Source organism: Hymenobacter arcticus, from assembly GCF_054779975.1.
On sequence record NZ_BAAGXF010000001.1, the window covers coordinates 488,099 to 513,006 of the forward strand.

The 24,908-nt window shown below is 64.2% G+C and carries 21 protein-coding genes; 8 read left to right on the top strand and 13 right to left on the bottom strand.

Features of this window, described 5'->3' with window-relative positions; all coding sequences use genetic code 11:
• Positions 1-17 precede the first annotated feature (17 nt).
• From ACYVGC_RS02235 to ACYVGC_RS02250, 4 genes are all read left to right on the top strand, one after another.
• Complete coding sequence (locus ACYVGC_RS02235; protein ID WP_460582146.1) at positions 18-635, top strand: hypothetical protein; 618 nt, start codon at positions 18-20, stop codon at positions 633-635.
• 58 nt (positions 636-693) lie between these two features.
• Positions 694-1,956, top strand: a complete 1,263-nt coding sequence (locus tag ACYVGC_RS02240; protein WP_460582411.1) for an exonuclease SbcCD subunit D C-terminal domain-containing protein — start codon at positions 694-696, stop codon at positions 1,954-1,956.
• A gap of 53 nt (positions 1,957-2,009) precedes the next feature.
• A complete protein-coding gene (locus ACYVGC_RS02245; RefSeq protein WP_460582147.1) occupies positions 2,010-2,519 on the top strand; it encodes a hypothetical protein in 510 nt (169 codons plus the stop codon).
• 70 nt (positions 2,520-2,589) lie between these two features.
• Complete coding sequence (locus ACYVGC_RS02250) at positions 2,590-6,315, top strand: AAA family ATPase (RefSeq protein WP_460582148.1); 3,726 nt, start codon at positions 2,590-2,592, stop codon at positions 6,313-6,315.
• Positions 6,316-6,392: 77 nt separating this feature from the next.
• On the opposite strand, the gene ACYVGC_RS02255 is transcribed toward ACYVGC_RS02250, so the two are convergent.
• The 3 genes from ACYVGC_RS02255 to ACYVGC_RS02265 form a co-directional block, all read right to left on the bottom strand.
• Positions 6,393-7,481: a DUF6687 family protein gene (locus ACYVGC_RS02255; RefSeq protein WP_460582149.1), complete on the bottom strand. Its 1,089-nt coding sequence runs from the start codon at positions 7,479-7,481 to the stop codon at positions 6,393-6,395.
• Positions 7,482-7,808: 327 nt separating this feature from the next.
• On the bottom strand, positions 7,809-8,192 hold the full coding sequence (locus tag ACYVGC_RS02260; RefSeq protein WP_460582150.1) for a hypothetical protein: 384 nt from the start codon (positions 8,190-8,192) through the stop codon (positions 7,809-7,811).
• Between the two features lie 127 nt (positions 8,193-8,319).
• Positions 8,320-8,670 (bottom strand): HNH endonuclease, encoded by a 351-nt coding sequence (locus ACYVGC_RS02265; RefSeq protein ID WP_460582151.1) that lies wholly within the window; start codon positions 8,668-8,670, stop codon positions 8,320-8,322.
• Between the two features lie 154 nt (positions 8,671-8,824).
• On the opposite strand from ACYVGC_RS02265, the gene ACYVGC_RS02270 reads away from it, so the two are divergent.
• Positions 8,825-9,277, top strand: coding sequence for a hypothetical protein (locus ACYVGC_RS02270; protein WP_460582152.1), 453 nt, complete (start codon positions 8,825-8,827; stop codon positions 9,275-9,277).
• Here the strand turns inward: ACYVGC_RS02270 and ACYVGC_RS02275 are convergent.
• From ACYVGC_RS02275 to ACYVGC_RS02290, 4 genes are all read right to left on the bottom strand, one after another.
• The gene (locus ACYVGC_RS02275; protein ID WP_460582153.1) at positions 9,274-9,837 is read right to left on the bottom strand and encodes a hypothetical protein; all 564 of its coding nucleotides are present in this window, start codon (positions 9,835-9,837) and stop codon (positions 9,274-9,276) included. The two genes, ACYVGC_RS02270 and ACYVGC_RS02275, sit on opposite strands and share 4 nt — an antisense overlap.
• Before the next feature lie 292 nt (positions 9,838-10,129).
• Positions 10,130-10,372 carry a hypothetical protein gene (locus tag ACYVGC_RS02280; protein ID WP_460582154.1) on the bottom strand — a complete coding sequence of 81 codons (243 nt, stop codon included), beginning with the start codon at positions 10,370-10,372 and terminating at the stop codon, positions 10,130-10,132.
• Positions 10,373-10,555: 183 nt separating this feature from the next.
• Positions 10,556-11,710, bottom strand: a complete 1,155-nt coding sequence (locus ACYVGC_RS02285; RefSeq protein ID WP_460582155.1) for a glycosyltransferase family 4 protein — start codon at positions 11,708-11,710, stop codon at positions 10,556-10,558.
• Between the two features lie 6 nt (positions 11,711-11,716).
• Positions 11,717-13,195, bottom strand: a complete 1,479-nt coding sequence (locus tag ACYVGC_RS02290) for an MATE family efflux transporter (RefSeq protein WP_460582156.1) — start codon at positions 13,193-13,195, stop codon at positions 11,717-11,719.
• Positions 13,196-13,286: 91 nt separating this feature from the next.
• Between ACYVGC_RS02290 and ACYVGC_RS02295 the strand changes: the two genes are divergently transcribed.
• On the top strand, positions 13,287-14,366 hold the full coding sequence (locus ACYVGC_RS02295) for a GumC domain-containing protein (RefSeq protein WP_460582157.1): 1,080 nt from the start codon (positions 13,287-13,289) through the stop codon (positions 14,364-14,366).
• 167 nt (positions 14,367-14,533) lie between these two features.
• Positions 14,534-16,042, top strand: a complete 1,509-nt coding sequence (locus tag ACYVGC_RS02300; RefSeq protein WP_460582158.1) for an O-antigen ligase family protein — start codon at positions 14,534-14,536, stop codon at positions 16,040-16,042.
• Between the two features lie 100 nt (positions 16,043-16,142).
• Here the strand turns inward: ACYVGC_RS02300 and ACYVGC_RS02305 are convergent, their stop codons facing one another.
• From ACYVGC_RS02305 to aroB, 6 genes are all read right to left on the bottom strand, one after another.
• Positions 16,143-17,393 carry a PP2C family protein-serine/threonine phosphatase gene (locus ACYVGC_RS02305; protein ID WP_460582159.1) on the bottom strand — a complete coding sequence of 417 codons (1,251 nt, stop codon included), beginning with the start codon at positions 17,391-17,393 and terminating at the stop codon, positions 16,143-16,145.
• A gap of 99 nt (positions 17,394-17,492) precedes the next feature.
• Positions 17,493-18,554 (bottom strand): ABC transporter permease, encoded by a 1,062-nt coding sequence (locus ACYVGC_RS02310; RefSeq protein WP_460582160.1) that lies wholly within the window; start codon positions 18,552-18,554, stop codon positions 17,493-17,495.
• Between the two features lie 2 nt (positions 18,555-18,556).
• A complete protein-coding gene (locus ACYVGC_RS02315) occupies positions 18,557-18,814 on the bottom strand; it encodes a hypothetical protein (RefSeq protein WP_460582161.1) in 258 nt (85 codons plus the stop codon).
• Between the two features lie 138 nt (positions 18,815-18,952).
• Positions 18,953-21,679 (bottom strand): alpha-L-rhamnosidase-related protein, encoded by a 2,727-nt coding sequence (locus tag ACYVGC_RS02320; protein WP_460582162.1) that lies wholly within the window; start codon positions 21,677-21,679, stop codon positions 18,953-18,955.
• A gap of 198 nt (positions 21,680-21,877) precedes the next feature.
• Positions 21,878-23,131 carry a 3-phosphoshikimate 1-carboxyvinyltransferase gene (locus tag ACYVGC_RS02325; RefSeq protein ID WP_460582163.1) on the bottom strand — a complete coding sequence of 418 codons (1,254 nt, stop codon included), beginning with the start codon at positions 23,129-23,131 and terminating at the stop codon, positions 21,878-21,880.
• A gap of 121 nt (positions 23,132-23,252) precedes the next feature.
• A complete protein-coding gene (gene aroB / locus ACYVGC_RS02330; RefSeq protein WP_460582164.1) occupies positions 23,253-24,290 on the bottom strand; it encodes a 3-dehydroquinate synthase in 1,038 nt (345 codons plus the stop codon).
• Between the two features lie 144 nt (positions 24,291-24,434).
• On the opposite strand from aroB, the gene ACYVGC_RS02335 reads away from it, so the two are divergent.
• Positions 24,435-24,893, top strand: a complete 459-nt coding sequence (locus tag ACYVGC_RS02335; protein ID WP_460582165.1) for a hypothetical protein — start codon at positions 24,435-24,437, stop codon at positions 24,891-24,893.
• Positions 24,894-24,908: the final 15 nt, after the last annotated feature.

Consider the following 24,908-nt stretch of genomic DNA (forward strand, 5'->3'; position numbering starts at 1 on the left):
GACTTCTTTTCATTCGCATGCTCCACCTTAAAACTCGCCATTTTCTTGGTATCAGCTTGGTCACCAGCCTAGTACTAGCAGCAGTGGCCGTGTGGGGCACCGGCGATTTGGGCCTCGCGCAGCACTGGCTCACTGGTATCGAGCAGCGCGCCCTGGCCGGCCGCAGCACACCGGCCGACCGCTGGGGGCTACGCCTGCTTTACCAGGGTTTGCTGGCCGGGGGCGGGGTCGCGTATCCGCAGGCGGCCGGGCTCATGCGCCACTACCTGCAAGGCAGCGGCGACACGCTACGCTTCGACCCCCAGCCGCTGCTGCGCCACCCCGAGGTGCAGCAGGCCCTGCGCCAGCATCGGCCGGGCATCACGTTTCAGCACCAGGCGGCGGGCGCGTCGCCATTTTACGTAGTCCGCCACACTGACTGGCCGCTTTATTACGCCTTCGATTTGCTTTATATTAAGCACACCGCCAGTAAGTTATATTTTTACGATAACTACTTTTTTCAGCCGCTGGCACGCCGGTCATACACCCGGTTTCGACTGGGCAAAATCAGCTTGCGGCTGAACGATGGCCTCATTCGCGTGGCCTACCCCGAGGCCCGCGCCTTTGTGGCGTACGGCGAAGTAGCGCAACGGTAGCCTAGTAGCCGCCGCAGCGGGCGCGTATCTTTGGGTAGATTCTGTTTTGTTGTTTTTGATGCGTGTACTGCACACCGCCGACTGGCACCTGGGCCAGCATTTTTTGACCGGCCACGAGCGCCTCACCGAGCAAAAAGCCTTCCTCAACTGGCTGCTGACCACCGTACAAGCCGAAGGCGTGGAGGCGCTGGTGCTGGCCGGCGACGTGTTTGACACCACCACGCCTTCGCACGCGGCGCAGGAACTGTACTACGATTTTCTGGTGCGGATGCAGGCCACCGGCTGCCGCGACATTGTGATAGTGGGCGGCAACCACGACTCCCCCACCCTGCTCAACGCCAGCCGGCAGCTGTTGCGGGCGTTGCGCATTCACGTGGTGGGCGGCGTGCCCGCCGAGGCGGCCGAGCAGGTTATTCCGTTGGCCGGGGCCAACGGGCGGCCGGGCCTGGTGGTGGCCGCCGTGCCTTTTTTGCGCGACCGCGACCTGCGCCTGGCCGTGGCCGGCGAAACGCCCGACGAGCGCCAGCTGCGCGTGCGCGATAGCATTGCGGGCCACTATAAGCTGCTGAGCAACCACGACTTAGTACGCGGCCTGCGCGAGCAGGACGTGCCAGTGCTGGCCACCGGCCACCTCTACGCGGCCGGCGGCGAGGCCCGCGAGGGGGCTGAGCGCGACGTGCACATTGGCGGGCTGGGCGTGATTGCCGCCGAGCATTTCCCGGCCGCGTTCGACTACGTGGCGCTGGGCCACCTGCACCGCCCGCAGGTGGTGGGCGGGCAGGCGCGCATCCGCTACTCGGGCTCACCGGTGCCGCTCTCCTTCACCGAAGCCGACGACCGGCAGCAGGTGCTGCTGCTCGATTTTGCGGGGGCGGGCGAGCCCAAAATCACCTCGCTGGCCGTGCCGGTGGCGCGCCGCTTGCAGCGCTTCCACGGTGGGCTGGAGGAGGTGGAGGCCGCCATCATGGCCTATGATAACGAGGCATTTAGCCTAGTGGCCTGGGCCGACGTACAGGTGCGCTCCGATGAGTCGTATTCCGAGGTGCAGCGGCGCGTGCAAGCCGCCCTGCACGAGCGCCGCGCCCACGTACTGGCCCCGCGCGGGGCCCGCCACCAGCGCCAAACCGACGCGCCCACCATGCTGGCCGAAGCTACCGCGCCCATCGAGCACCTGCACGAGCTCACGGTGGAAGAGGTATTTGGCCGGCGCGTGGCGGGCTTGCCGCCCGAGCGCGCTGCCGCTCTGGCCGCTACTTTTCAGGAATTGCGCCAGTTGCTGGCCGAGGCTGACCCCCAGGCCTGGGGCGGCGATGCGGAGTAGGTAGCGCTGGATTCAGTCGCCTTGCCAATACCTTAGCCTCTGAATTCTTCCTTATGAAAAAAATACTACTTTCTTCCTGCCTTCTGTTGGCAGGCCTGGGGGCCGCGCCGGTCGCCCACGCGCAAATGGTGAACCTGATACGCCTGGGAGTGAATAGCGCTATACTGGCCAAACGCCTGAGCGACAGCAACGCTACCAAACTTGCTGACGCCACGCCAGCGGGCACGGGCGAGGCACGCACCGCCGCCAGTACCTCAGACAATTACGAAGGCAAGACCTTCCCAATGGTGCGTACCCCCACCGACCAGCTTCCCAAAAAGGGCGCGGCCCAGGTAAGCGCCATGGAAACCGAGCTGGACCGCTGCCACGCCGCGCTGCTGGCCAACCCCACCGGCACCATTTGCACGCCCGAACAGCGCACCGCCCTCCAAAACGCCGTGGTGAACCTGGCCCGGGCGCAATCGAGCCGCAACCTGGCTGCGTATCAGCAGGAAGCCACTTTTTACCTGGCCGAGGATGCCCGCCGCCAGCAGGCCACCGCCCCCGCCGAGCCGGTTAAATAAGTCCGTTTTTTACGCCCCATTAAATACGCCCCAGTCCGCCATAGCGCGGGCTGGGGCGTATTTTTATACTATGAAGATTATCAGCCTGCGCTTTGCCAACCTCAACTCGCTGCCGGGGCCCTACCTCATCCGGTTCGATGCGGCACCGCTGGCCGACACGGGCTTGTTTGCCATCACCGGGCCCACCGGCGCGGGCAAAAGCACGCTGCTCGACGCCATTGCGGTGGGCCTCTACGGCCGGGTGCCGCGCCACGACCGCCAGGTGGGCGAGATGGTGAGCCGCCACGCCGCGGGCGCGTGGTCGGAGGTAGAGTTTGAGGTGCACGAAACCAATCCCGATACCGGCCTCACGACGCGGGTGCGCTACCGCTCGCGCTGGGAGGTGAAGCGCAAAACCCGCGGTGACGACAAAGGTGGCCTCGGCCAGGATGCTATGACGCTGGTTTTCAGTCCCTCGGGCGAAGCCGTGGTGAGCGGCAAAGAAGCCGTGCCCGCCAAGGTGGGCGAGCTGTCGGGCCTCGATTTTGGGCAGTTTGAGCAGGCCGTGCTGCTGAGCCAGGGCAAGTTTGCGCGCTTCCTGCACGCCCCCGAAAAGGAGCGCAGCGCCCTGCTCGAAAAGATGACCAACGTGGGCATCTACTCGCGGCTGTCGGTGGCGGCGTTTGAGAAAGCCAAGGAAGAAGAACAAAAAACCAAGCTGCTCGAAGCCACCCTGCACGCCACCCGCTTGCTACCCGAAGAGGAGCGCCAGCGCCTGGAGCAGTTGCTGGATACGCTGGACCTGGAGGCCCAGGGAATATATGACCACCAGCAGGAGCTAAGTACCTTTCTGGCCTGGCGCATCGCGCTGGATGGCCTCGACAAGCAGCTGGCCGATGCCACCCGCCAGGCCACGCAGCTGCTGGACGACGACGAAAATTTGCAACCCGCCTTTGCGCGCCTGGCTGACCACGAGCGCGCCGCCACGCCGGCCCTGTCCAATGCGCTGGTGCTGCATGAGCAAGCCCGCCAAGAGCTGCGCCACAACACCGAAGCCCTGGCCCAGCTGGCCCAGCAGCTTCCCGCGCTGCACACCGCCGCCGAAGCGGCCAGCCTGGTGCGGGCCGCGGCCACCGCGCAAAAAACCGCCGCCGAGGCCGAGGCCGACCGCCTGCGCCCGGTGCTGCAAGCAGCGCAGCACCAGGATACGCTGCTACGGGCCGCCCAGGACCAGCTACGCAAAAACCAGGCAACTCACGACCACGACCAGGCCGCTCACCAGGCCAGCCAAGCGGCCTGGCACCACACCCAAACCACGGAGCTCACCCAGCTGCAACAGCAGCGCGCCGGGCTGGAGGAGTGGCTACTGGCCCACCAGCACGAGCAGACGCTGCGGGAAGAGCTGTTTGAAATAAACCAGCAGCTCAATGACCTGGCGGGCATCAATACTCAGCTGGCCACCCTCGAAGCCCAGCAAAAAGCGCAGCTGCGCCAGCTGGCCGATGCCACCGCCGACCGCCACCGCCACGAGCAGGCCGCCACCGACGCCCAGCACAAGCAGCGCGCCCTGGTGGAGCAGGGCCGCCCCTGCCGCGAGGAGATAACCGCCCTGCTGCAAGGCACCGATGCCGACGCCCTGGCGCAGCGCGATGCCGACCTCACGGCGCAGCTGCGCCTGGTGCAGCGCCTGCTGCCCCTGGCCCAGACCGCCCACGACCATACCACTACTGCCCAGGCGCTTACCCAGGAACACGCCCAGCACCAGCCCGCCCTGGCCACGGCCGAAACCGCCCACACCCACCTCACGCAGCGCCAGGCCGATGCCCAGCACCTGCTGGACAGCTACCAGCGGGAGCTACGCGCCCAGCAGGTGCTGGCCGACCTCAACACCCACCGCCAGCACCTGCGCGCGGGCCAGCCCTGCCCCCTCTGCGGAGCTGCCGAGCACCGGTTCGCCGCCGGCTTCGCAGCCGATGCCGACGAGCAGGAACAGCGCGTAGCTGCGCAAAAAACGACCCTGGCGGAACTGAGCACGGCCTTGACCCAAGCCGGCCAGGACCTGGTGCGCCTGCGCTACGCCCAGCAGCAGCGCCTGGCCCGCCACGAGGAAGCCACTGCCGCCGCCGCCCTCGCCCGCACCCAAATCGGGGCGCTGCTGGCCCCGTTCCCGCTGCCGCTGTCCGACCCGACCAACTCCAATGCCGTAGCGCAGCTGCTGGAAGAAACGACTGCGCAGCAAGTCACCAGCGATAAAGCCCGCCGCCGCCACGCCGCGCTTACCGAGCAGCTGGCGGAGCTAAAAGCCGCGCATACCGCCGCCACTGAGCGGCTAACCCAGGCCCAAGATGAGGGCCGCCGCGCCGTAGCCCGGCAGCAGCAGGCCCAGCAAGTTTTGGTACCGCTCGATGCGGAGCTGGCCGAAGCCCGGCAGCAAGTCACTAATTACCGGGTAGTTATTCAAAGCCTGCTTGCCCCGCACGGCCTGCCCCTGCCCGCCGCCACGCAGTCCTACACGGGCCTGCTGGCTACCCTCAATGACCGGGCCGACACCTACCTGCTTCGCACCAATGCCCTGGCCGAGCACAAGAGCAGCGTAACCAGCCTGGAAAAAGCGCAGGAGGTGCGCGCCGATGCGCTAACCCAAAACCTGGCCCGGCTACAAGTTCAGGCCGAAGCCCTGCAAGCTGAGCAGCAAGCTATTGCAAAGCAGCAGGCCACCCGCCTGGCCCATTACGCCGGCCCCGACCCCGCCGCCGAAACCGAGCGCCTGCACCAAGCTACGCAACAGCTGGCCCAGGCCGCGCAGCGCGCCGAAACCGACCACACCCGCCAGCAGCTGGCCCTGGAAGGCACGCGAGAGAAAATAGCCCAGCGCCAAACCGACCTCGACCGCCACGCGGCGGAGTATGAGGCCCGCCAGACCGAGTTAGCCGCCGCCCTCACCGCCGCCGGCTTTGCCAGCGCGGCCGAGGCCCGGGCCCTGCTGCTACCCGAGGCCGAGGCCCGGCAGCTAACCCAGCGCCGCCAGCGCCACCTCACCGACCAGCAGGCCAGCCAGCAGCTGCAAGCCAAGCTGGCCGCCGACCTCGCCCATCACCACGAGGCCGCCCTCACCTCCCTCCCTACCGCGGCCCTCACCACCGAGCTCACCCAGCTCAATGCCGAAAACGAGAAGCTGCACCAGCGCCTCGGGGCCGCCGCCAGCCAGCTAGCCCAGGATGATGAGGCCCGCCAGCAGCAGGCCGAAGGCCTACGCCAGTTAGCCGCCCGCCAACTGGAGCAGCAGCGCTGGCAGGACCTGGCCGAGCAAATCGGCTCGGCCAAGGGCGACAAGTTCAGCCAGTTTGCCCAGGGCCTCACGCTCAGTCACCTGGCTCGGCTGGCCAACCTGCGCTTGAAGCAGCTCACGGGCCGCTACACCATTCTCAAAACGCCCAACCGCAACCTGGAGCTCCAGATAATCGACCACGACCAGGCTGATACCGTGCGCCCCATGGCCTCGCTCTCGGGCGGCGAAAGCTTTTTGGTGAGCCTGGCGCTGGCCCTGGGTTTGAGCGAACTAGCTGGTTACAAGGCCCGTATCGAGTCGCTGTTTATCGACGAAGGCTTCGGCACGCTCGACCCCGACGCGCTCAATACGGCGCTCGACGCCCTGGAGCGCCTCCAGCACTCGGGCAAGATGATTGGCATTATCTCGCACGTGGCCGACCTCAAGGAGCGCATCGGCACCCAGATTCGGGTGCAACCCGGTGCGGGCGGCAACAGCACCGTGCGCGTGGTAGACGTCGTGGGTACCGAAACCAGCTGCGCCGTGTAGCAAAACGTGCGGTAAGCTTCAGCTTGCCGTATTAACGCTAACTCAAAGCTAGCTAATTACTTACGGCAAGCTAAAGCTTACCGCACAGCGCGCACCTCGGCCCAGGTCCAGTACCGCTTCGGCGCTACCCCCGCGTAACCCTTTGTCAGAAAGGCCACTACCTCTGCCTCCACAGTGCCAGCCGCCAGGCCAGATGCATAAATTGGCCGGCCGTCGGGGTCGGCGTAGCGCTCGGCTTTGGTGAGGCGGCGGCCGGCCAGGCGCAGCAGTGGCCCGGTATCGGTGAGACCGTCAGCAGCCCAGCGGTAGTTACTGGTTTCCAGCTCGTTGAGGCGGGTAGCGAGGGTCGGCAGCGGCAGGCGCGGCAACGTGGGCCGGCTTTCCAAGTCAATCCAGGTGGTGTACTTGGCTTCCAGCTCGTAGCGCTGGCCATCGTAGAGGCTAAGCACCCAATCGAAGCCCGCCGTGGGGCCAAAAAGCGCGTAGTACGGCCCCGGCTCGGGCGTACGGATGACGACCAGGCCAATTTCCGGGTACTCACTGCGCTGCGTGAGCGGCCCTTGCAGCGTGGCCACGGCCCGCTTCACGCGGGTGTATTCCGGCTCCCAGGCAGCGCGGCCAACCACGGGATTTTGCAAAATCGCGGCGAAGCGCGGCAGAAACCAGGCAAATTTTTCGGCCGAAGCCTCGTCTTCCCGGCGGCGGCGGGCGGGCGCACCAAAGGGCTCGTAGAAGTGTTTTTTTTCCTCCGCATTCAGCCAGCATACTAGTTGTAACGCGTATTCGGCCAAGGGATTAGCCCAGTCCAGCTCGCGAAAATCACCCAGCGTGGCTACCAGGCGCAGCAGGGGCTCGTGGGTGAGCGCCAGCGCGGGGTGTAGCAACGCCCACATGCCGATAAAGCCGTCAACATCAAAGTGATTGGCCGTAACGGCGCGCGCCGCCAGCCCCGGCGTGGCGGGCGCACGCAGGGCGCGCAGGCACGAGCCCGCGCTGGTATCGTCGCGCAGGGCGGCGGGGGTGGCGGCCCCGCGCCAGTGCGCCAGCGTGAGGGCCGCCCCCAGCCCGGTGCTGTCCACCACGATGGTGGGCTGCCGCCGCAGCTGCCCAAATGGCACGAAGTATCGCCCTTGCTCATCAGCATCGGGCGCTTGCTCATTTTTCATAACATACCTTCAACCAATTACTTAACATAAATCACCCAGCGCCAACCGAGGTGCCAGCTGGTTACGGGCAGGGCCTGTTTCGCCGCTCGTACCCATTTGGCAGCCGCGCGCAGGCCGGGGCTGGCAGCAGCTGGTCAGTAGCCAAAGCCTCTCTACGCTTACAATTTTAAACAGCGTTCAAAGCCCTGGATATTGTACCCAGCCCGACGTCGAAGCCGGCATCCCCGGCCATCTGGGCTGCCTCACCCCCACTGGCCCAATCGCTCCGCTGGCTTGTTGGCAAATGGTCGCCTGCGCACGGTGGGCTCCGCCGATTATGCTGCCGCGCTAATGGGCCGGAGCGCGCATAACCTCCATCAGATTAGGGGTTTCGCGCACAATGCGCAAGGCGGTGCCGCGCAGGGCCACGCGCAAAGCCTGCCGCCGCGTTAGCCGGCCGCGCACGGCCTGCACGGGCACATTTACCAGCGACTTGTTGGTGTAGCGGATGTAACAGCCCGTGGCGCGGGCGATGGCCCGGGCCGTTTCGTCGAAGCGCTGGGCGGGCAGGTTGTACGTTACCTGGAGGTCGCACCGCCCTAACTGAATGCGGACCTTAGCTGGCCGCGTTTGGGCAGGGCGCTGGGTGCGGGCAAGGCCGGAAGCGGCCGGGGTGGCGGCCAGCACATGAGCCAAGCCCACCAAACAAAAAATAATGCGGGTAGAAAGCATGCGTGAAAGTAACAGTTCGGCGGTACTCAGGTGGCCGCGGCCCGCCGATGATAGTCGCCAGTACGCACTTTCACCCTGGGTGCTGGGCAACAAAAAACGTTTCTACACCACCGCGTAGTTTCTCATTTTATTTAGTACCCCGGCGATTCCGAATTTTCTCCACTTTATTCTTCCGAATCCAGTTGAGGTAGCCTTGCAGCTCGGGCGCGGCGCGCAGGGCTTCTACGGTGTGGTAGTGCTGGGCCAGCGCCCGGTTGGTAAGAAAGCGGTGCACACTGCTGTGGCAGGGCTGGCACAAATCCACTACTTCGCTGTGGCGGCCGCCCTCTTCGCGGGGCACGAGGTGGTGGCGGCTGGTGAGCTGCACGGCCCGCTCGCAGAGGCCGCAGTGGATAGCAGGCGGGCGCTGGGCGCGGGCCGCGGCTTCGGCGGCAGCCTGGGCAAGTTGCTGGCGGCGAGTCACGAGGGTGGTGGGCAAATAGGATTAACTGGGCTGTTATTTTACCTCATTAGCCCGAAGAAGTTGCGCATTGAGCAAATGGGTGCCTATATTGACCGCAAATTAATAGCTTAACAGTTTAGTGATTTGTCACTTATCCATTATTTTCTTTAACTCTTTCTTTCTTTTTCTGATGGCATCACTTTCTACTCTTCTCTTCACTGGCGGGCTGCACCGCTACGCCGCGGCCGTGGCCCTCGTGGCGGGTGCCTTGGTGGCCTCGCCAGCCAAAGCCCAAACCTGGATGGTTTCAACCACACCCTACATCAAGCTAGGCGTGCTGGACAAATACAACGCGCTGGGCGGCTACAACGCCGTGTTTATTGTAACGGACGAGAAGACAACCAAGCAGTTTTTGCTGACGAAAGTGGTCGCCAAGGGCGAAAACGGCGTGGACGTCTTCTTCCCTACCGAGCCCAGCGACCCCGAGTATTTCAAAAACATGGCCGGCCTGGCCGCTCAGCCCACCCCCGGCAACTACACCTGGGAGTGCCGCGTGAATGGCAAGCGGGCCGTGGGCGGGCACTTTACGTACCCCGAAACGGGCAACGACATCACCGTGGTGGGCGCGGCCGCCAAGCGCTAGCCGCGCACCACGCGCATGTAGGGCACGGTATCGGGCAGAGGGCCAAGCAGGTCGGCTAATGCCTGGAGGAAGCGGCCGGCCGTATCGGGCCGGCCGGCCGGGGGGCCGGGCGCGTGGTGGCGGTGGTGCTCGCCGCGCAGCTCGCCCAGCACGGTGGGCGTGCCCGCCTCTTCGGGGCTGCGGCCCAGGGTGGCTTCCAGCAGGAAATAGCGCGGCAGCGCGGCTTCCAGGCTGGGGCTGAGCTCGTCGTCATCCTCTTCGTCATCGTCATCGGGGATGCGCGAGTGGTCGTCGGGGTCGGCCTCGGCCTCGTCGTACACGATGGCTACTAAGTGCGCCTCGCCGGTGGCCTGGGGGGCTGGCAGTTGCAGCAGCGCCGCGGCGCGGCCGGCCAGCTGGTGCCAGCTTAGGTGCAAGCCCCGAGGGGCCACGCGCTCGCGGGGCGGCAGGCTTTCGGCGGCCTTGTCCCACATATAGAGCAGCAGTTCGCGGGCCAGCAGCGGGTCGGCCAGCTCGCGGCGCACGGCCGTCGGCCGCCGCCACACCAATTGGGGCAACATGGAATAAGCAAATTGGTGCGGGTGCGGGCGGGCCATTGTGAAAGGCGTTAAACGTTTTTCTAAGGTTTACTGAACTGACTCAGCTTAGTAACTAGTTGTTGAATTGAGACTTACTCAAAATAGCTCCGCATCGCAAATGCGTCGCGCGCTAAACGAGGAGGCGATAACCGGGCCCGTAAGGCCCCTGAATAATGCCGGGCCGGGGCAACGCGTAGTGACAGCCACTTTGGGATAAGCCCCACTAAAGCAGCCTGTTTTAGGCTATTCGAAAAAAATTTATCTTTAGGGAAAATCACCATATACTCCTGTGTGGTTGGCAAAATCCGATTACCAAATCCATCAATTCCAGTATTTTATCCTCCTCCTGCTCGCTAACCGCGGTGCTTCGCAACTGCTCCAAAATTCGTAATGCGGCCAGTTGATTGCCGCCGGATGCTTTGAACTGCTGAAGCATCCGCACTGAATCTGCTGGCGAGCTAGCCGCCACTAATTGCTGCTTCAACGCCTCTCCTAACATTTCTTCAAGCTGGAGCAATGGCTACTACTACGTTAAAAATCAATAAATTACCTGAACTAAAACCGCAGTAGCCAGCAGATTTTTCTACTCCTTGCTGCCTGGGTGGCTACCTAATTCACTACGCAGGGGCAGCTAGCCAGCGCAGTGAATTAGGGGGCCACCAGCCGAGTAAAGGTAATACTGGGCTCCACCTGGTATTGCCTATGGAGCCGCCGCGGCGGCTTGCAGGGCCTGCCAAAGGACCCGGGCCGTGCGCTCCCAAGAGAAAGTAGCCGCATTGGCCAGGCCGGCCAGGCGCAGGCGGGCGCGTAAACCCTCATCCTCAGCCAATTGCCGCAGGCCATCGGCAATGGCCGCCGGCTGGTGCGGGTCGCAGAGCACGGCCGCGTCGGGGCCGCCCGCCGCCTCGGGCAAGGAGGAGATGTTGGATGTGAGCACCGGGCAGCCGCTGGCCTGCGCCTCCACCACGGGCAGGCCAAACCCTTCAAAGAAAGGCACATACACCGTGGCCAACGCCGCTGCGTAGAGGCTGGCCAGGTCGGCCTCACTCACGCGGCCCGTAAACTCGATGGCGGCCTGCACGGCAGGCGGCAGCCGCTGAAAAGTTTCAAAAATAGGCCCCGCCTTCCAGGCCTTACGGCCCACCAGCAGCAGGCGCACGTCGGCCGCAGCTGCCCCCCCCTCAGCTTTAAACAGCTGAAAGGCCCGCAGCAGATTAGCCAGGTTTTTGCGCGGCTGCAAGGCTCCCACAAACAGAAAGTACGGCTGCCCCTGGCTAAAGCGCTGCCGGGCAGCCACTTGCGCAGCGGCTGGCTGCGGCACAAAGTGCGCGGCCGGGGCGTTGTGCGCCACTAGTATGCGGCCGGCATCCAGCCCCAGCTGGGTGGCTACATCCTGGCGGGTGGTGTCCGACACAGCCACCAGCTGCGCGGCGGCGCGGTAAAAGCGCGGCAAAAAGTAGGCGTAGTAGCGCTGTATCAGGCGGCCCACGTCCTGGGGGCGGTGCAGGTACGCCAGGTCGTGCACCACTACCACGCGCGGCACGCGGGTGTTCAGCACCGAGAAGCCCTCGGGCGAGAGCAGCACGGCGGGCCGGTGCCGGCGCAGCCAGTGCGCCACCGCGCCTTCGTACCAGGCCAGCATGAGTAGCGGGTGGCGCGCCGGGGGGTATAATACGTGCGGTACCACGTTGGGCCCCAGCAGGTAGCGGGCGTCATACGCCCGGTCGAAGAGGAAGTGGAAGGTGCACTCGGGGTGCTGCTGCACCAGGCAGCGCAGGCTCTCAAAGGTGTAGCGGCCCAGGCCTTCGAGGTGGCCGCCGGGCAGCAGAAAGCGGGTGGTAACGGCAATGTGCATGAGGGACTACTTTTTGAGAACCAGTTGCCGCAGCTGGCGCAGCTCGCGGGGCTGCACCAGGCCCGTGAGCGGCAGCAAGCCGGCAAAGAAAACGCCCATCAACCCAGCCTCCAGCCACCAGGCCAGCGCCAGCTGGGTGCGGGCCAGGTACCAGCCGCCGCACAGCAGGCCGAAGGCCAGCGCCAGCCGCGCCAACGTGTGCCAGGGCACGCCCACGCCCATGCGCCGCGTCACGAGCCACACGTAGCCGCCCGATACCAGCACCGTGCAAAGCAGCGTGTCGAGGGCTGCCGCGATGGCGCCGTAGCCGGGCACCAGCAGCAGATTCAGGCCCAGGTTGAGAACGATGCTGACGGCAATAAGCCAGCTCACTGGCTGTTGCTGATGGGTGCCGGTGAGCAGCGTGCCGTAGATGGCAAAGAACGCCTGCACCAGCACGTTCAAAAACAACACCTTCAGGCACAGGGTCATGCGGGCCAGTTCGGGGCCAGTGCTGTTTCCAAACTGCCAGAATAACACCTCGCCCCGAAACAAGCCGAAAGCCACTACCAGCAGCAGCGGCACGGCCACCACGCGCTGCCCCATCCACAGCAGCTGCCGCAGCTCGCGGGGGCGGGCGGTGGCCTGGGCAAAGCGCGCAAAAAAGAGCGGTAGCACCGTCCAGGCGTACATCATTACGGCGTCGAGCCAGCGGTAGGCACCAGCGTAATAGCCGGCCTCGCGGGCCGATGACAAGCGCTCCAGCAGCACCATATCGACCCGCTCGTTGATGCCCGAAAGCAGAATAATGAAGGCAAATGGCAGGCTGTCGCGCAGCAGCCGGCCGGCCGCCTTGCGGCGCGGCCAGCGGTGCGGCAGCCGCCCAAACAGCCGCCGCAGCAGCCCCATAAACAGCACCGCCGTGAACGCCGCCGCCGCCAGCCGCGCCCCAATGTAGGTGCTCAGGCGCAGCTGGCTGCCTAGTAGCAGGGCGGCTACCAGCCCCAGGGCCAGCAGCTTTTCGAGCACTGAAAGCAGGGCATCGGTATTGAAGTGCTGGCGGGCCTGCACCGGGGCGCGCAAAAACTGCGCATACTGCGTAAGCAGCATCGCGGCCCCTATTCCGGCCAGTAGCCCCAGCTGGGGCCCCCGGTAGCCCAGCCCCCAGCCCACCACCAGCAGCCCGAGCAGCGCGGCCACCGTGAGCAGCCCGCGCAGCGGCAGCAGCGTTGGAAACTGGCTGTCGGCAAACTCGGGCTCGGTGGCCAGGCGCTGCACCGTGAACTGCGTAAGGCCCAGGTCGGCCAGGGTGGCGACTACCACGGCCAGGGCCGAGCAGGCGGCAATGAGGCCGAAGGTGCTGTGGCCCAGGCGGTCCTGCACCAGGTTTTCGAGCAGCACCCAGCCGGGCTTCACCAGCAGGTTGAGGCCGACCGCCAGGCTAATACTACCGAGAAAGCGTTTGATGTGGAAAAAGGGCCGGGCCCCGGGTGGGTGAGCGGGCAAAGATAAAGCCGCTGCCAGGGCAGCCGGCAGTTTATCTTTGCCCGTCTGCCGCCGGGGCTGGGTCTTGGCGGCGGCTTCTTTTTCCTCGTTTATGTCCCCCGATTCGCATCCTCCTTTTGCCGCTGCCGGCCTGCTGGCCATCTTTCACCGCTGGAAATACTTGCTGGTCCTGGCCCTGGTGCTGGCCACCATTGTGAGCGCTATTGTGGCGTGGACCATGCCCAATGTGTACAGCTCGACGGCCATTTTCCTGCCCACCTCGCCCCAAAGCACCGACCCCGACCGCCTCGTAGAAGGCTCGAAGCTGGAAGTGGGCGCGCGCTCCGAGGACCTGGACCGGGTGATTACCGTGGGGCAGTCGCTGCCGCTGGCCGAGCAAATGATTCGGCGCTTCAACCTGTATGAGCACTACGACTCGGGCCCGCGGGGCACCGACGCCACCGAGAACGGGGTGCTACGCGAATTCACCTCTAACCTGAGCATTGTGCACAATGAGCGCGACGCCATTGAGCTCACATTTCAGGACCGCGACAAGAAGCTGGCCGCGGCCGTGGCCAACGCCATGGTAGCCGCCATCGACTCGGTGAACCAGCAACTGACCCTCGAAAACCGGCGCAACGTGCTGCAAATCTACCGGTTACGGTCCGAGCAGCTGGGCCATATTTATGAGAATACCCGCCAGCGGCTCATTGCTACCCGCCAGCGTTACGGCGTGTATTTCCGGGAAGAAGAGCAGGGCCGCTATCTCAGCAAGGCCGTTATCGAAACGCAAAAGGAGCTGGGCCTGGCCGAAGGTGGCGGGCCGGGCAATGCGGTGGGCCTGCGCCGGGCGCTGCGCGGCCTCACCCAGGCCGACGGCGGCAACCCCCTCAACCTAGAGGGCTGGAATAAAGGAATCGACTCGGTTACGCTGCTGACCCTGCGCATGACCGACCTGCAAACCCGCCTCATCGCCGCGCAGGGCTCCTTTGAGCAGGCTGAGACCTCGCTGCGTAGCCGCGTCTCCTCGCTCTACCTGGTGCAAAAAGCCTACCCGGCCACCCGTAAGAGCAAGCCCTTCCGCACGGTTATCGTGCTGGGCTCGGTGCTGCTCACGCTGGCCCTCTGCGTGTTCCTGATTTTACTGTTAGAGTTATATCGCCGCCGGCCCACTGCTTCGACTAGCAATTAAGACTCGTGCAAAATCGGTTGTCATTGCGAGCGCAACGCAGTGGAGCGCGGCAATCTTTCCTAATCGTCGGGATAGTAACCCAAACGTGAAGGAAAGATTGCCGCGCTCCACTGCGTTACGCTCGCAATGACAGACGTCTACTAATTTATCATTATCAACCATTCACCATGCGCCAACTACTGCTTCGCCTGCGGCCAGCCGATACCAGCCAGCGCCTGTTTCTGGGCTTTGTGGGCTTGCTGCTGGTGCTGGGGGTAGCGGCGGGGGTGCAGCAGCAGCCGCTGCTGCTGCTGCCCGCGCTGGCCGTGCCGGGCATCGTGCTGGCGGCCACGCGCTGGCAGTGGGTGTACTATGGGCTGTTTTTGCTGCTGCCCTTTTCGCGCGAAATCAGCCTGGCGGGCGGGCTGAGTATGGACGTGCCTTCCGAGCCGCTGATGCTGGTGCTGCTGGGCTGCGTGCCACTGGCCCTGCTGCTGGGGCCGGGTAGCCTGCGCCAGCTTCGCAGCAGCGAGTGGCGCCACCCGCTGCTGCTAATTCCGCTGCTCATGCTGGCCTGGTCGGTGATTGACACAGGCTTCTCGACCAACGTGTTCAAGTCGGGGAAATACTTACTGGCTAAGTGCTGGTACTTAGTGCCATTCCTGTTTGGCACGCTGCTGCTGGTGCGGCGGCCCGCCGATTTTTGGCGGGTGGCGGCGTGCTACGTGGGCGCGGCCACGGTGAGCTTGTTTTGGGTGCTGCCGCGGCACGCCGGCTTCGGCTTCAGCTTTGAAAAGGTGAACACGGCCATCCAGCCCTTTTACCTCAACCACGTCATTTATGCCACCGTGCTGGCGCTGCTGCTGCCGCTGGCCCTGGGGCTGATGGCGCAGGCGCCCACGCCCACGCGGCGGCGGCTGTGGCTGGGGGCCACGTTGGTGCTGTTTTTTGGGCTGCTTACCTCTTACACCCGCGCCTCTTGGCTGTCGCTGCCGGTGGCGTTTATTTTTTATTGGGTGATGCGGCTGCACCTCACCCGGGTAATGCTGCTGGTCACGGCTGGAGCAATGATTGCGGCCTCGGTATTTTTTGTAAGCGGTGAGAACTTCATGCGCTTCCGGCCCGATTACGAGAAGACCATCTGGCACGGCGGCGACTTTTCGGCCCACCTGGCTTCCACCTATAAGTTTCAGGATGCCTCGGGCATGGAGCGGGTATACCGCTGGGTGGCCGCCGCCCGCATGATTGGCGACAAACCCATCGTCGGCAGCGGCCCCGCTACCTTCTACCCTGAGTATAAGCGCTATACGGTAACCAGCTTCCGCACCTACGTGAGCGAAAACCGCGAGCACTCTACGGCCCACAACTACTTTCTGCTGCTCACGGCCGAGCAGGGTTTTCCCGGCTTCGTGCTGTTTTGCGCCCTGCTGGCTACGGCCCTACTCACGGCCGAGCGCCTGTACCACCGTAGCCTGCACCGGCCCGAGGTGCACCGGATAGTGCTGGCCGTGGCGCTATCGCTGGTCATTATCCTCTTCCACCTGTTTCTCAACGAGTTAATTGAGGTGGATAAGATTGGCTCGGTCTTTTTTGTGATAATGGCCGTGCTCATCCGCTGCAATACATGGCTGGAAGAAGAGCCGGCGCTGGCAGAACGTCATGCTGAGCTTGCCGAAGTATCGCGCGTGGAGTACTAACCAAATCGATTGAATTAGTACCCCAGCGAGCTGCTTCACTGCGTGGCCGCCAGATGGGCATGACGTTCGGATTTATCCATTGCCTGCCTAACCTACTACCCTACTTCACCCGCAGGCTCAGCATCGTCACGTCGTCGGCAAAGCGGTCGCCGTCGGCGTTGAAACGCTGAATATCGTGCAGCATTTCCGCATGCAGGCGCGGCAGGGGCAGGTAGCGGTTGTGGGTGAGCGTGCGGAGCACGCCCTCCTCACCAAACTCTTCCTGCTGCTTATCAAACACTTCGGTGAGGCCGTCGGTGTAGGCAAACAGCAGCGAGTGCGGCGGCATGGCGGCCAGGCCCACCTTAAAGCGGGGTAGGTCGGGCATGATGCCCAGCATCACGGTGCCCTCGTGTAGCAGCTGGGGCGGGCCCACGTCGGGCAGCAGCAGCGGGTCGTTGTGGCCGGCGTTCACGTACTCCAGCACCTGGGTACGGCGGTCGTGAATGGCCAGGAAGGCGGTGATGAACTTCTCGCCGCCCGAATTACGAAAAATGAGGTGGTTGAGCTCGTGCACGCAGGTCATGAGGTCCACGTTTTGGCGCAGCAGCGTGCGCAGGCCCGCCTGGAAGTTGGACATCAGCAGCGAGGCGGGCACGCCCTTGCCGCTCACGTCGGCCACGCAGATGAGCAGCCGGTGGGCATCAAGCTCGATTACGTCGTAGTAGTCGCCGCCAATCTCGGTGTGGGGCTGGTAGGTGGCGTGCAGGGCGTAGTGGGCGTTGTTGGGCAGGTGCTGCGGAAACAGCAGCTGCTGCACCTGCTGGGCAATCTCGATTTCGCGGCGCACGCTGGCCTCGGCCACGAGCAGGGTTTCGCGCTGGCGGGCCAGGCGCAGGTTGGCCACCGCCCCGAGCAGGATATTACTCAGCGTTTCTAAAAACGAAAGGGCCTCACTACTAGCATATTCGCCCTGCAACGTACCCACGAACACCAGGGCCTGCACCATGTCTTGCTGGCGCACGGGCACCAGTAGCTCAAAATCTTGCCAGGCGTCGCCCAGGCCCAGCTCCTGCACGGGGCACGATGGGCCGGGGCACCAGTGGCCCACCTCGGCGGGCAAAAAATGAGAGTCGGCGGGCAGGGCAGTACCAAAGTTCACCTTCAGCCGGTAAGCCCCCTCATCGAGCACGTACAGCGCCACCCGGCGCACCCCCAGCTGCCCAATGAGCGTGAACTGGTAAATCTTGTACAGGTCGGCCTCGGCCGAATTGTGGGTGATGGCCTGCGTGATTTCCAGCAGCGCCCCTAGCTCCCGCTCCTTTAAGAAGAGGCGTTTTTCGAGGCCAACGAGGGCGGCGGTGTTAGGCATGGTATCGGTACTAAGAAAACCCACCGGCTACCAAAGCCGGGCGGGCGCAGAAGAAAGAGTAGGTGCCACAATGATACGCGCAGCCGCCCGGCCGCCCACTCAGGTGAGCGAGGTTTTGGGGTCGAAGGCATCGCGCAGGCCGTTGCCCAGCACGTTGAAGCTCAGCACCAACAGGCTGATGGCCAGGCCCGGCAGCGCCGTGAGCCAGAGGCCGGCCTCGGTGCCCAGCAGGTCGTAGCCTTCCTTCACCATCAGGCCCCAGCTGGGGGCGGGCGGCTGCACGCCCAGGCCCAGGAAGCTCAGGCCGGCTTCGAGCAAAATAGCAGCGGCGAAGTTGCTGGTAGCCAGCACGATAATCGGCCCGCGCAGGTTGGGCAGCAGGTGCACGAAGATGAGCCGGCTGGTGGGCAGCCCCAGCACCCGGCCGGCCTCGATAAACGTGGCCGAGCGCAAGCCCAGCACCAGCCCGCGCACCACCCGCGCCACATCGACCCACATGGTAAGGCCCACAGCTACAAAGCTGACCCACACGCCTTTACTATCCAGGGCCAGCGAAATGCCAATGACCAGCATAATGCCCGGAATGCTCCATACCACGGTCATTAAACCCAGCAGCAGGCTGTCAATCCAGCCGCCAAAGTAGCCGGCCACCGCCCCCACCGATACCCCCAGCACCAGCGAAATAAGCACTGCTACCAGCCCGATACCCAGCGAGATGCGCGTGCCCAGCAGCAACCGGCTCAGCTCGTCGCGCCCGGCCTTGTCGGTGCCCAGCCAGTAGGTGCGCCTGACCGACTGAGTGGTTGGCTTCTCACCGGTAGCTACCTCGTCCTTGAACTGGGGCGGGCGGCCGTGCAGCCACACTTGCAGCGCATTGCCGGGGGCCGGCGCGTTGGCATCGGGCACCTGCCGGATGGTGGCCACGAAGCCCGGCGGCTGCTTTTGCAGCTGCACGAGGCCGTTGTTGGCATCGGGCGAGTTGTCGGGCAGCACCCAGTAGCCAAACAGCGCCACCAGCGCGCACAGCCCAATAAACACCAGCCCGGCCACGGCGGGCCGGTTGGCCCACAGGCGTTGGCGCACATAGTAGCCGGGGGTGCGCACGGGCGGCGGCACTACCACGGCCGTGTCGGGCAGGGTGTCGGGCACGGCGGCGGCCACGGCTAGCGGGTGTTGTGCTGCAGCAGGCCCTCCTTGGAAGCCAGGTAGCTGGCATCCTGGCCCAGCGCGCCAAACGAGGTGGGCTCGTAGGCCAATTCCGTGTCGGGGTCGGGCCAGTAGTAGCGCACCAGGCCGCGCTCCAGCAAGCGGGCCAGCACGGGCAGCAGCTCGGCGGCCGGCTGGCCAGTTTTTTCGAGCAATACTTTAAACGGGGTTACGAAATATAATTCGTCCAGCAAGTCAAATTCGGCGTCGGTCATGGGGAGCAAAAGTACTGTAGAACGGAGTGGTACTCCGTTTGTCGCTGCGCAAGTTGTTAGGTCAATACCAGTTAAAATGACGTGGCACCCCGTTAGGCGTTGCGCATTGCGCGGCCGGAAACGGAGTGCCACTCCGTTTTACAGCTTGCGCACCCGCAGGTAGTCCAGCATGGCCTGGTTCACGGTGCCGTTCATGTTGGTGTTGGCGGGCTCGTAGGTGAGCGTGAGCGTGTTTTTGCCCTTGGCCAACTGCACCAGTACGGGGTTCGAGAAACCCCAGTTCGACCACTCCTCTACCCCGCGCTGGGGCAGCACCACGGTGCCCAGCAGCCGGCCCCGGCCGTTGCGCAGGGTGCGGATGGCGCACTTATTATTGGTATTGATGGGGCCGTTGCCGTTGGCGTAGCGAAAATCGAGGGCGTATGTGCCAGCTTCCGGCACTTCGACCGGAATGGTAAGCCGGGTGTTTTTGGCCGTGCTCACCTCCACGAAGCCCTGGCCGCTGAAGCCTTTATAGGCATAAGCAGCGGCCGGGACCAGGGTTTCGAGCTGCACTTCAATGGCGGGCGCACCCACCGGCAGCGGCTCGCTGGCAAACGATTCGAGGCCCTTGCTGTCGATGGCTAGCACTTGGTACTCGGCGTAGGGGCCGGCCGGCATGGCGTAGGTAAGCGCCCCACTGGCGTGCACGGGCTGGCCGTTTTTGAGCACGCGGTAGGTTCGCGCATCTTGGATGGCAGCCCAGCTCAGCTGGCCATTGGCGAAGGCAACCTGCGGCGTTTCGGGGCTGAACCGGTTGGCCACGCGGTTGGCTTTTGCCGCGGCCAGGGCCTGGCTTTTGAGCGCTATGCGCAGGGCGTGGGTACCAGTGAGCGTGGCCGGCACGGCCGCGCCGGCCAGCGGCTGGCCATCCAGGGTAATCTCTTGGATTTCATTACCATAGCCCGTCATCTCGATGTTGAGCACGGCCTGGCGGTACTTAAAATTAGTAAGCTTGCGCATACCCTTAAACGCTTGCGGCACAAAGGGTTGCAATAGCAGCCGGTCGGTTTCGTAGTGCAGGCCAAACAGCACTTTATACACCAGCCCCAGGCTGCCCGAGAGGCTCCAGAGCATATTACTGCTATTGACCTGGGTGCCGGCAAAGTCGCCGTTGCTGGCCACGAAATTCTCCTTATTCGTCAAAAACAGCGCGGCCGGGCGATACATGGCGGCCATGCTTTCGGTGAGCGATGCCTCGTTGCCGGCCTTGGCGGCGGCCAGCGCCCAAAAGCTCTGTACAAAGGGCCACACCGCGTCATTATGATAAGGCGGGATACCTGGAATCTGCGGGTAGATGCACGGGATGCCAAAGGGCGTGGTGGGCGTGTTAGCCACCACCGTTTTGGCCCGTGCGGCATCAGTCACATCAAAAAGCACACTCAGGGCCTCCCCTAGCGCCTCGGCCCGGGGCGACACCACCGGGAACACCCGGCCGTAGCGGTACTGCCCGTAGTAGCCCGCCTTATCGAGCCACAAATGTTGGTTGATGGCCTGCTTAATCGTACCCGCCGCCCGCTCGTGGCGCTCGGCCACGGCCGCCTCGCCCAACTGCCGGGCCATGAGGGCCAGCACGGTATTGGCCTGAAAATGAACGGCATTGGTGCCCAGGTTTTCACTCTGGTAAATGTCCACGGGCTGCATCCAGCGCGGGTAGGTCTGCTCGCGCCAGTCCAGAAACGACGACTCGCCGCGCACCAGGCCGGTGGCGGGATCATAGGCGTTTTGGGCGTCTTCTTCCAGCGATTTTTTGATGACTGGGTACACCTTGCGCAGCCAGGCTGCGTCGCCGGTCACCTTATATACTTCCCAGGCGGCCACGGCCCACACCACGCGGTCGGTAGAGCACGGGTAGGCCCCGCCGGTGCCCGTGTCCTGAATGATGCGGCCCTCGGCACTCACCTTGTGCAGCAGGCTGTGCATGGCCACCTGGGGCTGCAACGTGGCCTGGGCCAAGATGATAGAGTAGCTCACGTCGCGCGTCCACACGCCCGCCCACTCCTTGCCGGTGCGCAGGGTACCGTCGGGCTCCACGGCGCGGCGCGCCTCCTCCAGGGCCAAGTTGTAGAGCGCATCGGCCAGCGGGTACTCGGACGTGTACTGCGGAAAGTCGTCGGTTTTGAGGGACTTTTTCCACTGCTGGGCCGTGGTTTTGGCGGCGGCTGGGGCGTTGAGCGTGAGCGTTACTTCGTAGATGCCGTCGCCGTCAGGGTCGTGCATTTCCAGCTCGGGCTTGTTGGCGAGGTTGTCAAAGTCCCAGCTCAGCGGGGCCGTATTACCGGCCACAAAAACCCTTTTAAAGTCCTGTTTATAAATCTTTTCGCCCTTAAACGTAGTGTAGTAGCCCTGCTTGGCGAAGGCCGCCAGCACGGGCCGCAGGTCGAGCCGAATTTTTAGCTTGGTATTGGGGGCCAAGTACTGGCCCGCGGACTCGGGGCGAGGGTCCACGTAGCGCTGGCCAAAGGCGATAACCGGCGTTTCGACCATCGCGCCGGGCGTGGCCGGTAGCGCCAGAAAGGCATTATCCTGGCCCGGAGCTAGCTCGTTGTCCTTGCCATTGAGGCTGAACTTGAACAGGATTTTGGGGCTCTGGCGCTCGTTGGCCGGGCTGTGGTAATTGGATGTGAGCGCGGTGGCCGAGGTGGCGCGGGCGTGGTTGGCACCCTGCACCACGCTATCGGCATACAGCGTGTAAGCGGCTGACTGCCAGATAGCACCGGGCTTTTCGGCGCCGGCACCGTCTCTCGCGCCGGGCTTCGACTGGCAACTGGCCAGCAGCAAGCCGCTTGCTAGCAGCACCGCGCTTACTTCGCAATAATTCATCATGGAATCTCTACGTTGATTCGATTTTCAAGTCGGAATACGTGCACCGGTCGGACGGCTTCGCTGTCGGACCGGTTGACGCGTGAACGATGCCCGCACAGCCAGCCAAGCGGCGCGCTCGTCAATCGGTCGGACGGCTTCGCCTTCGGACCGGCGCAACCGCAGCAATTGGCCCGTTCATTAATTACAAAAAACGCTGTTTTACCCCACCACCATGCCCGCGGCCGCCAGCGCCCGCCAGAAGCTGGGGTACGACTTGCGCACCACCTGCGGCTCGTGCACCAGCAGCGGCCCACGCATAGCCAGCGGCGCAAACGCCATGGCCATGCGGTGGTCTTCGTAGGTTTCTATCATTTGGCCATTAACTTGAAAGTCAGTTGTTTGCACCTCAAATACGCCGGGCGCCACCTCGGGCATATCGGCCCCAAACTTGCGCAATTCGGTCTGGATGGCCGCAATGCGGTCGGTTTCCTTGATGCGCAGGCTGTGCAGGCCACTCAGGCGCAGCGGGCGGCCCAGGGCGGCGGCTACCACGGCCACGGTTTGGGCCAGGTCGGGGCAGTCGGTAAAGTCGAGGGGTGCGTAGGTAGCCGGCGCGGGGGCCAGGGCCGTTTGGGTGAGGCGCACCCCGCGCCCATCGGCCAAAAACTCGGTGCGCACGCCTAGCGGCCCCATAATGTCCTGGATAACGTGGTCGCCCTGCCACGACGCCTGCCGCAGGCCCGGCAGCTCGATGGCAGAGCCCGTCGGGGCCAGCGCCACCAGCGCGTACCAGTAGCTGGCCGCCGACCAGTCGCTCTCCACCGGGTAGTCGGCCGGGCGGTAGCCGCCGGGCGCTACCTCAATCACCTCGCCGGGCAGCTCGGTGGCCGTGGCCCCGAAGTGCCGCATCAAGCTCAGCGTCATGCGGATGTAAGGTCGCGAGCCGATATCGCCGGTCAGGCGCAGGCGTAGGCCGCCGGGCAGCGTGGGCCCCACCATCAGCAGCGCCGAAATGTACTGGCTGCTGATGTCGCCGCGCACAGCCAACTCTACTTGTGCGCCGCTGGCCGCCAGCGCCCGGCCGCCAAAGCGCAGCGGTGGGTAGCCTTCTTTCTCAGCATAGTCAATGCTGGCCCCCAGCGTGCGCAGCGCCTCCACCAAGATGCCGATGGGCCGCTGTTTCATGCGGGCAGCGCCGGTGAGGGTGCCGCGCCAGCCGGTTACGGCCAAGTAGGCTGTCATGAAGCGCATCACGGTGCCGGCGTCTTCGGCGTCGAGGTGGTCGGTGGTGGCGGCCTGGCCTAGCAGGCGGGCCATCAATACGGTGTCGTTGGCTTCGGACAGGTTGCTGAGCGTGCCGCCGCCGGCCAGGCGCTGGAGCAGCAGGGCACGGTTGGCTTCGCTTTTGGAGGCGGGCAGGTGGGCCGTGCCGCTCAAGGGGCCGCCCGGCCAGCGCAAAGGTTGATTGGTCATATAAAATGTGCGGTAAGCTTCCGCCTACCGGAGGTGTGCGGTAAGCTTTAGCTTGCCGTTCTATAATTACTTGTTCTTCAGTCAACTCACGGCAAGCTAAAGCTTACCGCACATCCCATTCCTACGCGGCATACGCCCGCAGCGAGTCCTTAATCTCGGCCAGCGTCACGGGCTGGTCAAAAATGCCGTGGCCCAGCCCGCGTAGCAGCGTACACTTGATAACGTCGCCCCGGTTTTTCTTGTCGTGCAGGGCATAGGCCGCAATGTCATCCAACTCATTAGCAGTGAATTGCAGCTTCTCAAACGACAGCTCTACTACCGCGCGCACCTGCGCCAGCTCATCGGCGCTAAGCAGGCCACGCTGCGCCGAGAGCCAGCTCTCGCATATCAGGCCCGCCGCCACGGCTTCGCCGTGGCGCACGGCGCGACCGGGCTGGGCCAGCAGGTAGCTTTCGAGGGCGTGGCCCACGGTGTGGCCAAAGTTGAGCAGCTTGCGCGGGCCGCTCTCGTGCGGGTCCTGGGCCACAATGGCTTCCTTAATCGCCACCGAATGCCGGATGATGGGCGCCCAGTCGGCCACGGCGGCCACGGCCAGCCCGCGCAGGGCGGCAAAGGCGTCGGCATCGGCAATGAGGGCGTGCTTGATGACTTCGGCGTAGCCCGAGCGCAGCTCGCCGGCCGGCAGCGTGGCTAAAAAGGCGGGCTCCATAAACACCGCTTCCGGCTCCTGAAACACGCCGATGTGGTTTTTGAAGCCCTGAAAATCGACGCCCGTTTTGCCGCCCACGGCCGCATCTACCTGGGCTAATAGCGTGGTGGGCACACCCACGCAGCGCAGGCCGCGCTTGTAGGTGGCGGCGCAAAAGCCGCCCAGGTCCGTGACCACGCCGCCGCCCAGGCACACCAGCAGCGCGTGGCGGTCGGCCTGGTTTTCGGTCAGCCAGTTCCACACTACCTCGCAGGTTGACAGGTTTTTATGCACTTCGCCCGCCTCGATAACCAGCAGCTCGTGGGCCGGCAGCTGCGCGTGCAGCTGCGGGTAGCAGTCGCGGGCGGTGTTGGCATCGGCCAGCACAAACAGGCGGCTGGGCGGGACCTGGCGCAGCAGCTCGGCCAGGGCGGGCAGGGCCGCGGGGCCGATGGTGGGCGGGGTAGTCAAGGCTAAAGCAGCGAAAGGGTGATGGATGCAAAGAAACGGCCGGGCGGCCCATGCTGCCAGTAAAACGCGGCGCGGTGCAACGGTTTTGGGCGGTTAATGCTCTCCTAAGCTATACCCTGCTGTTCGCATCTTTACCGGGCTTCTATGAACCGACTGCTGCTTTTCGCCACGTTGCTGCTCACCACCGGCTGCCAGGAAGAGGCCGACATTCGGCCCAGCAGCTACGACGAGCTGGCTATGGCCACCGGGCACTGGGAGTGGGATAGCTGGCAGAATGGCTTCTCGGGCACCCGTACCCCGGCCAGCGTTGGCTTCACCCAGCAGCTCACATTTGGGGCCGGTGGCCAGCTAACGATTCGCCGCAATGGCGAATTGCTACACCAGGAAAGCTACCAGCTTTCGGTGGGCACCTTTACTCGCTGTGGCCAGCAGTACACGCAAGTGCCCCTGCTGACATTTGCCAACCGACTACCTTTGCCCAATGATGAGGCCAAAACCTACGACCTCATTCATCAAGGTAATCAAATGACCCTCAAACTTATAGGTAGAGAAACCCGCGTTGATTACGGCGCCTTCGAAACCTACCACTGGGTAGCCGAATAACCTGCTTCAACCTTT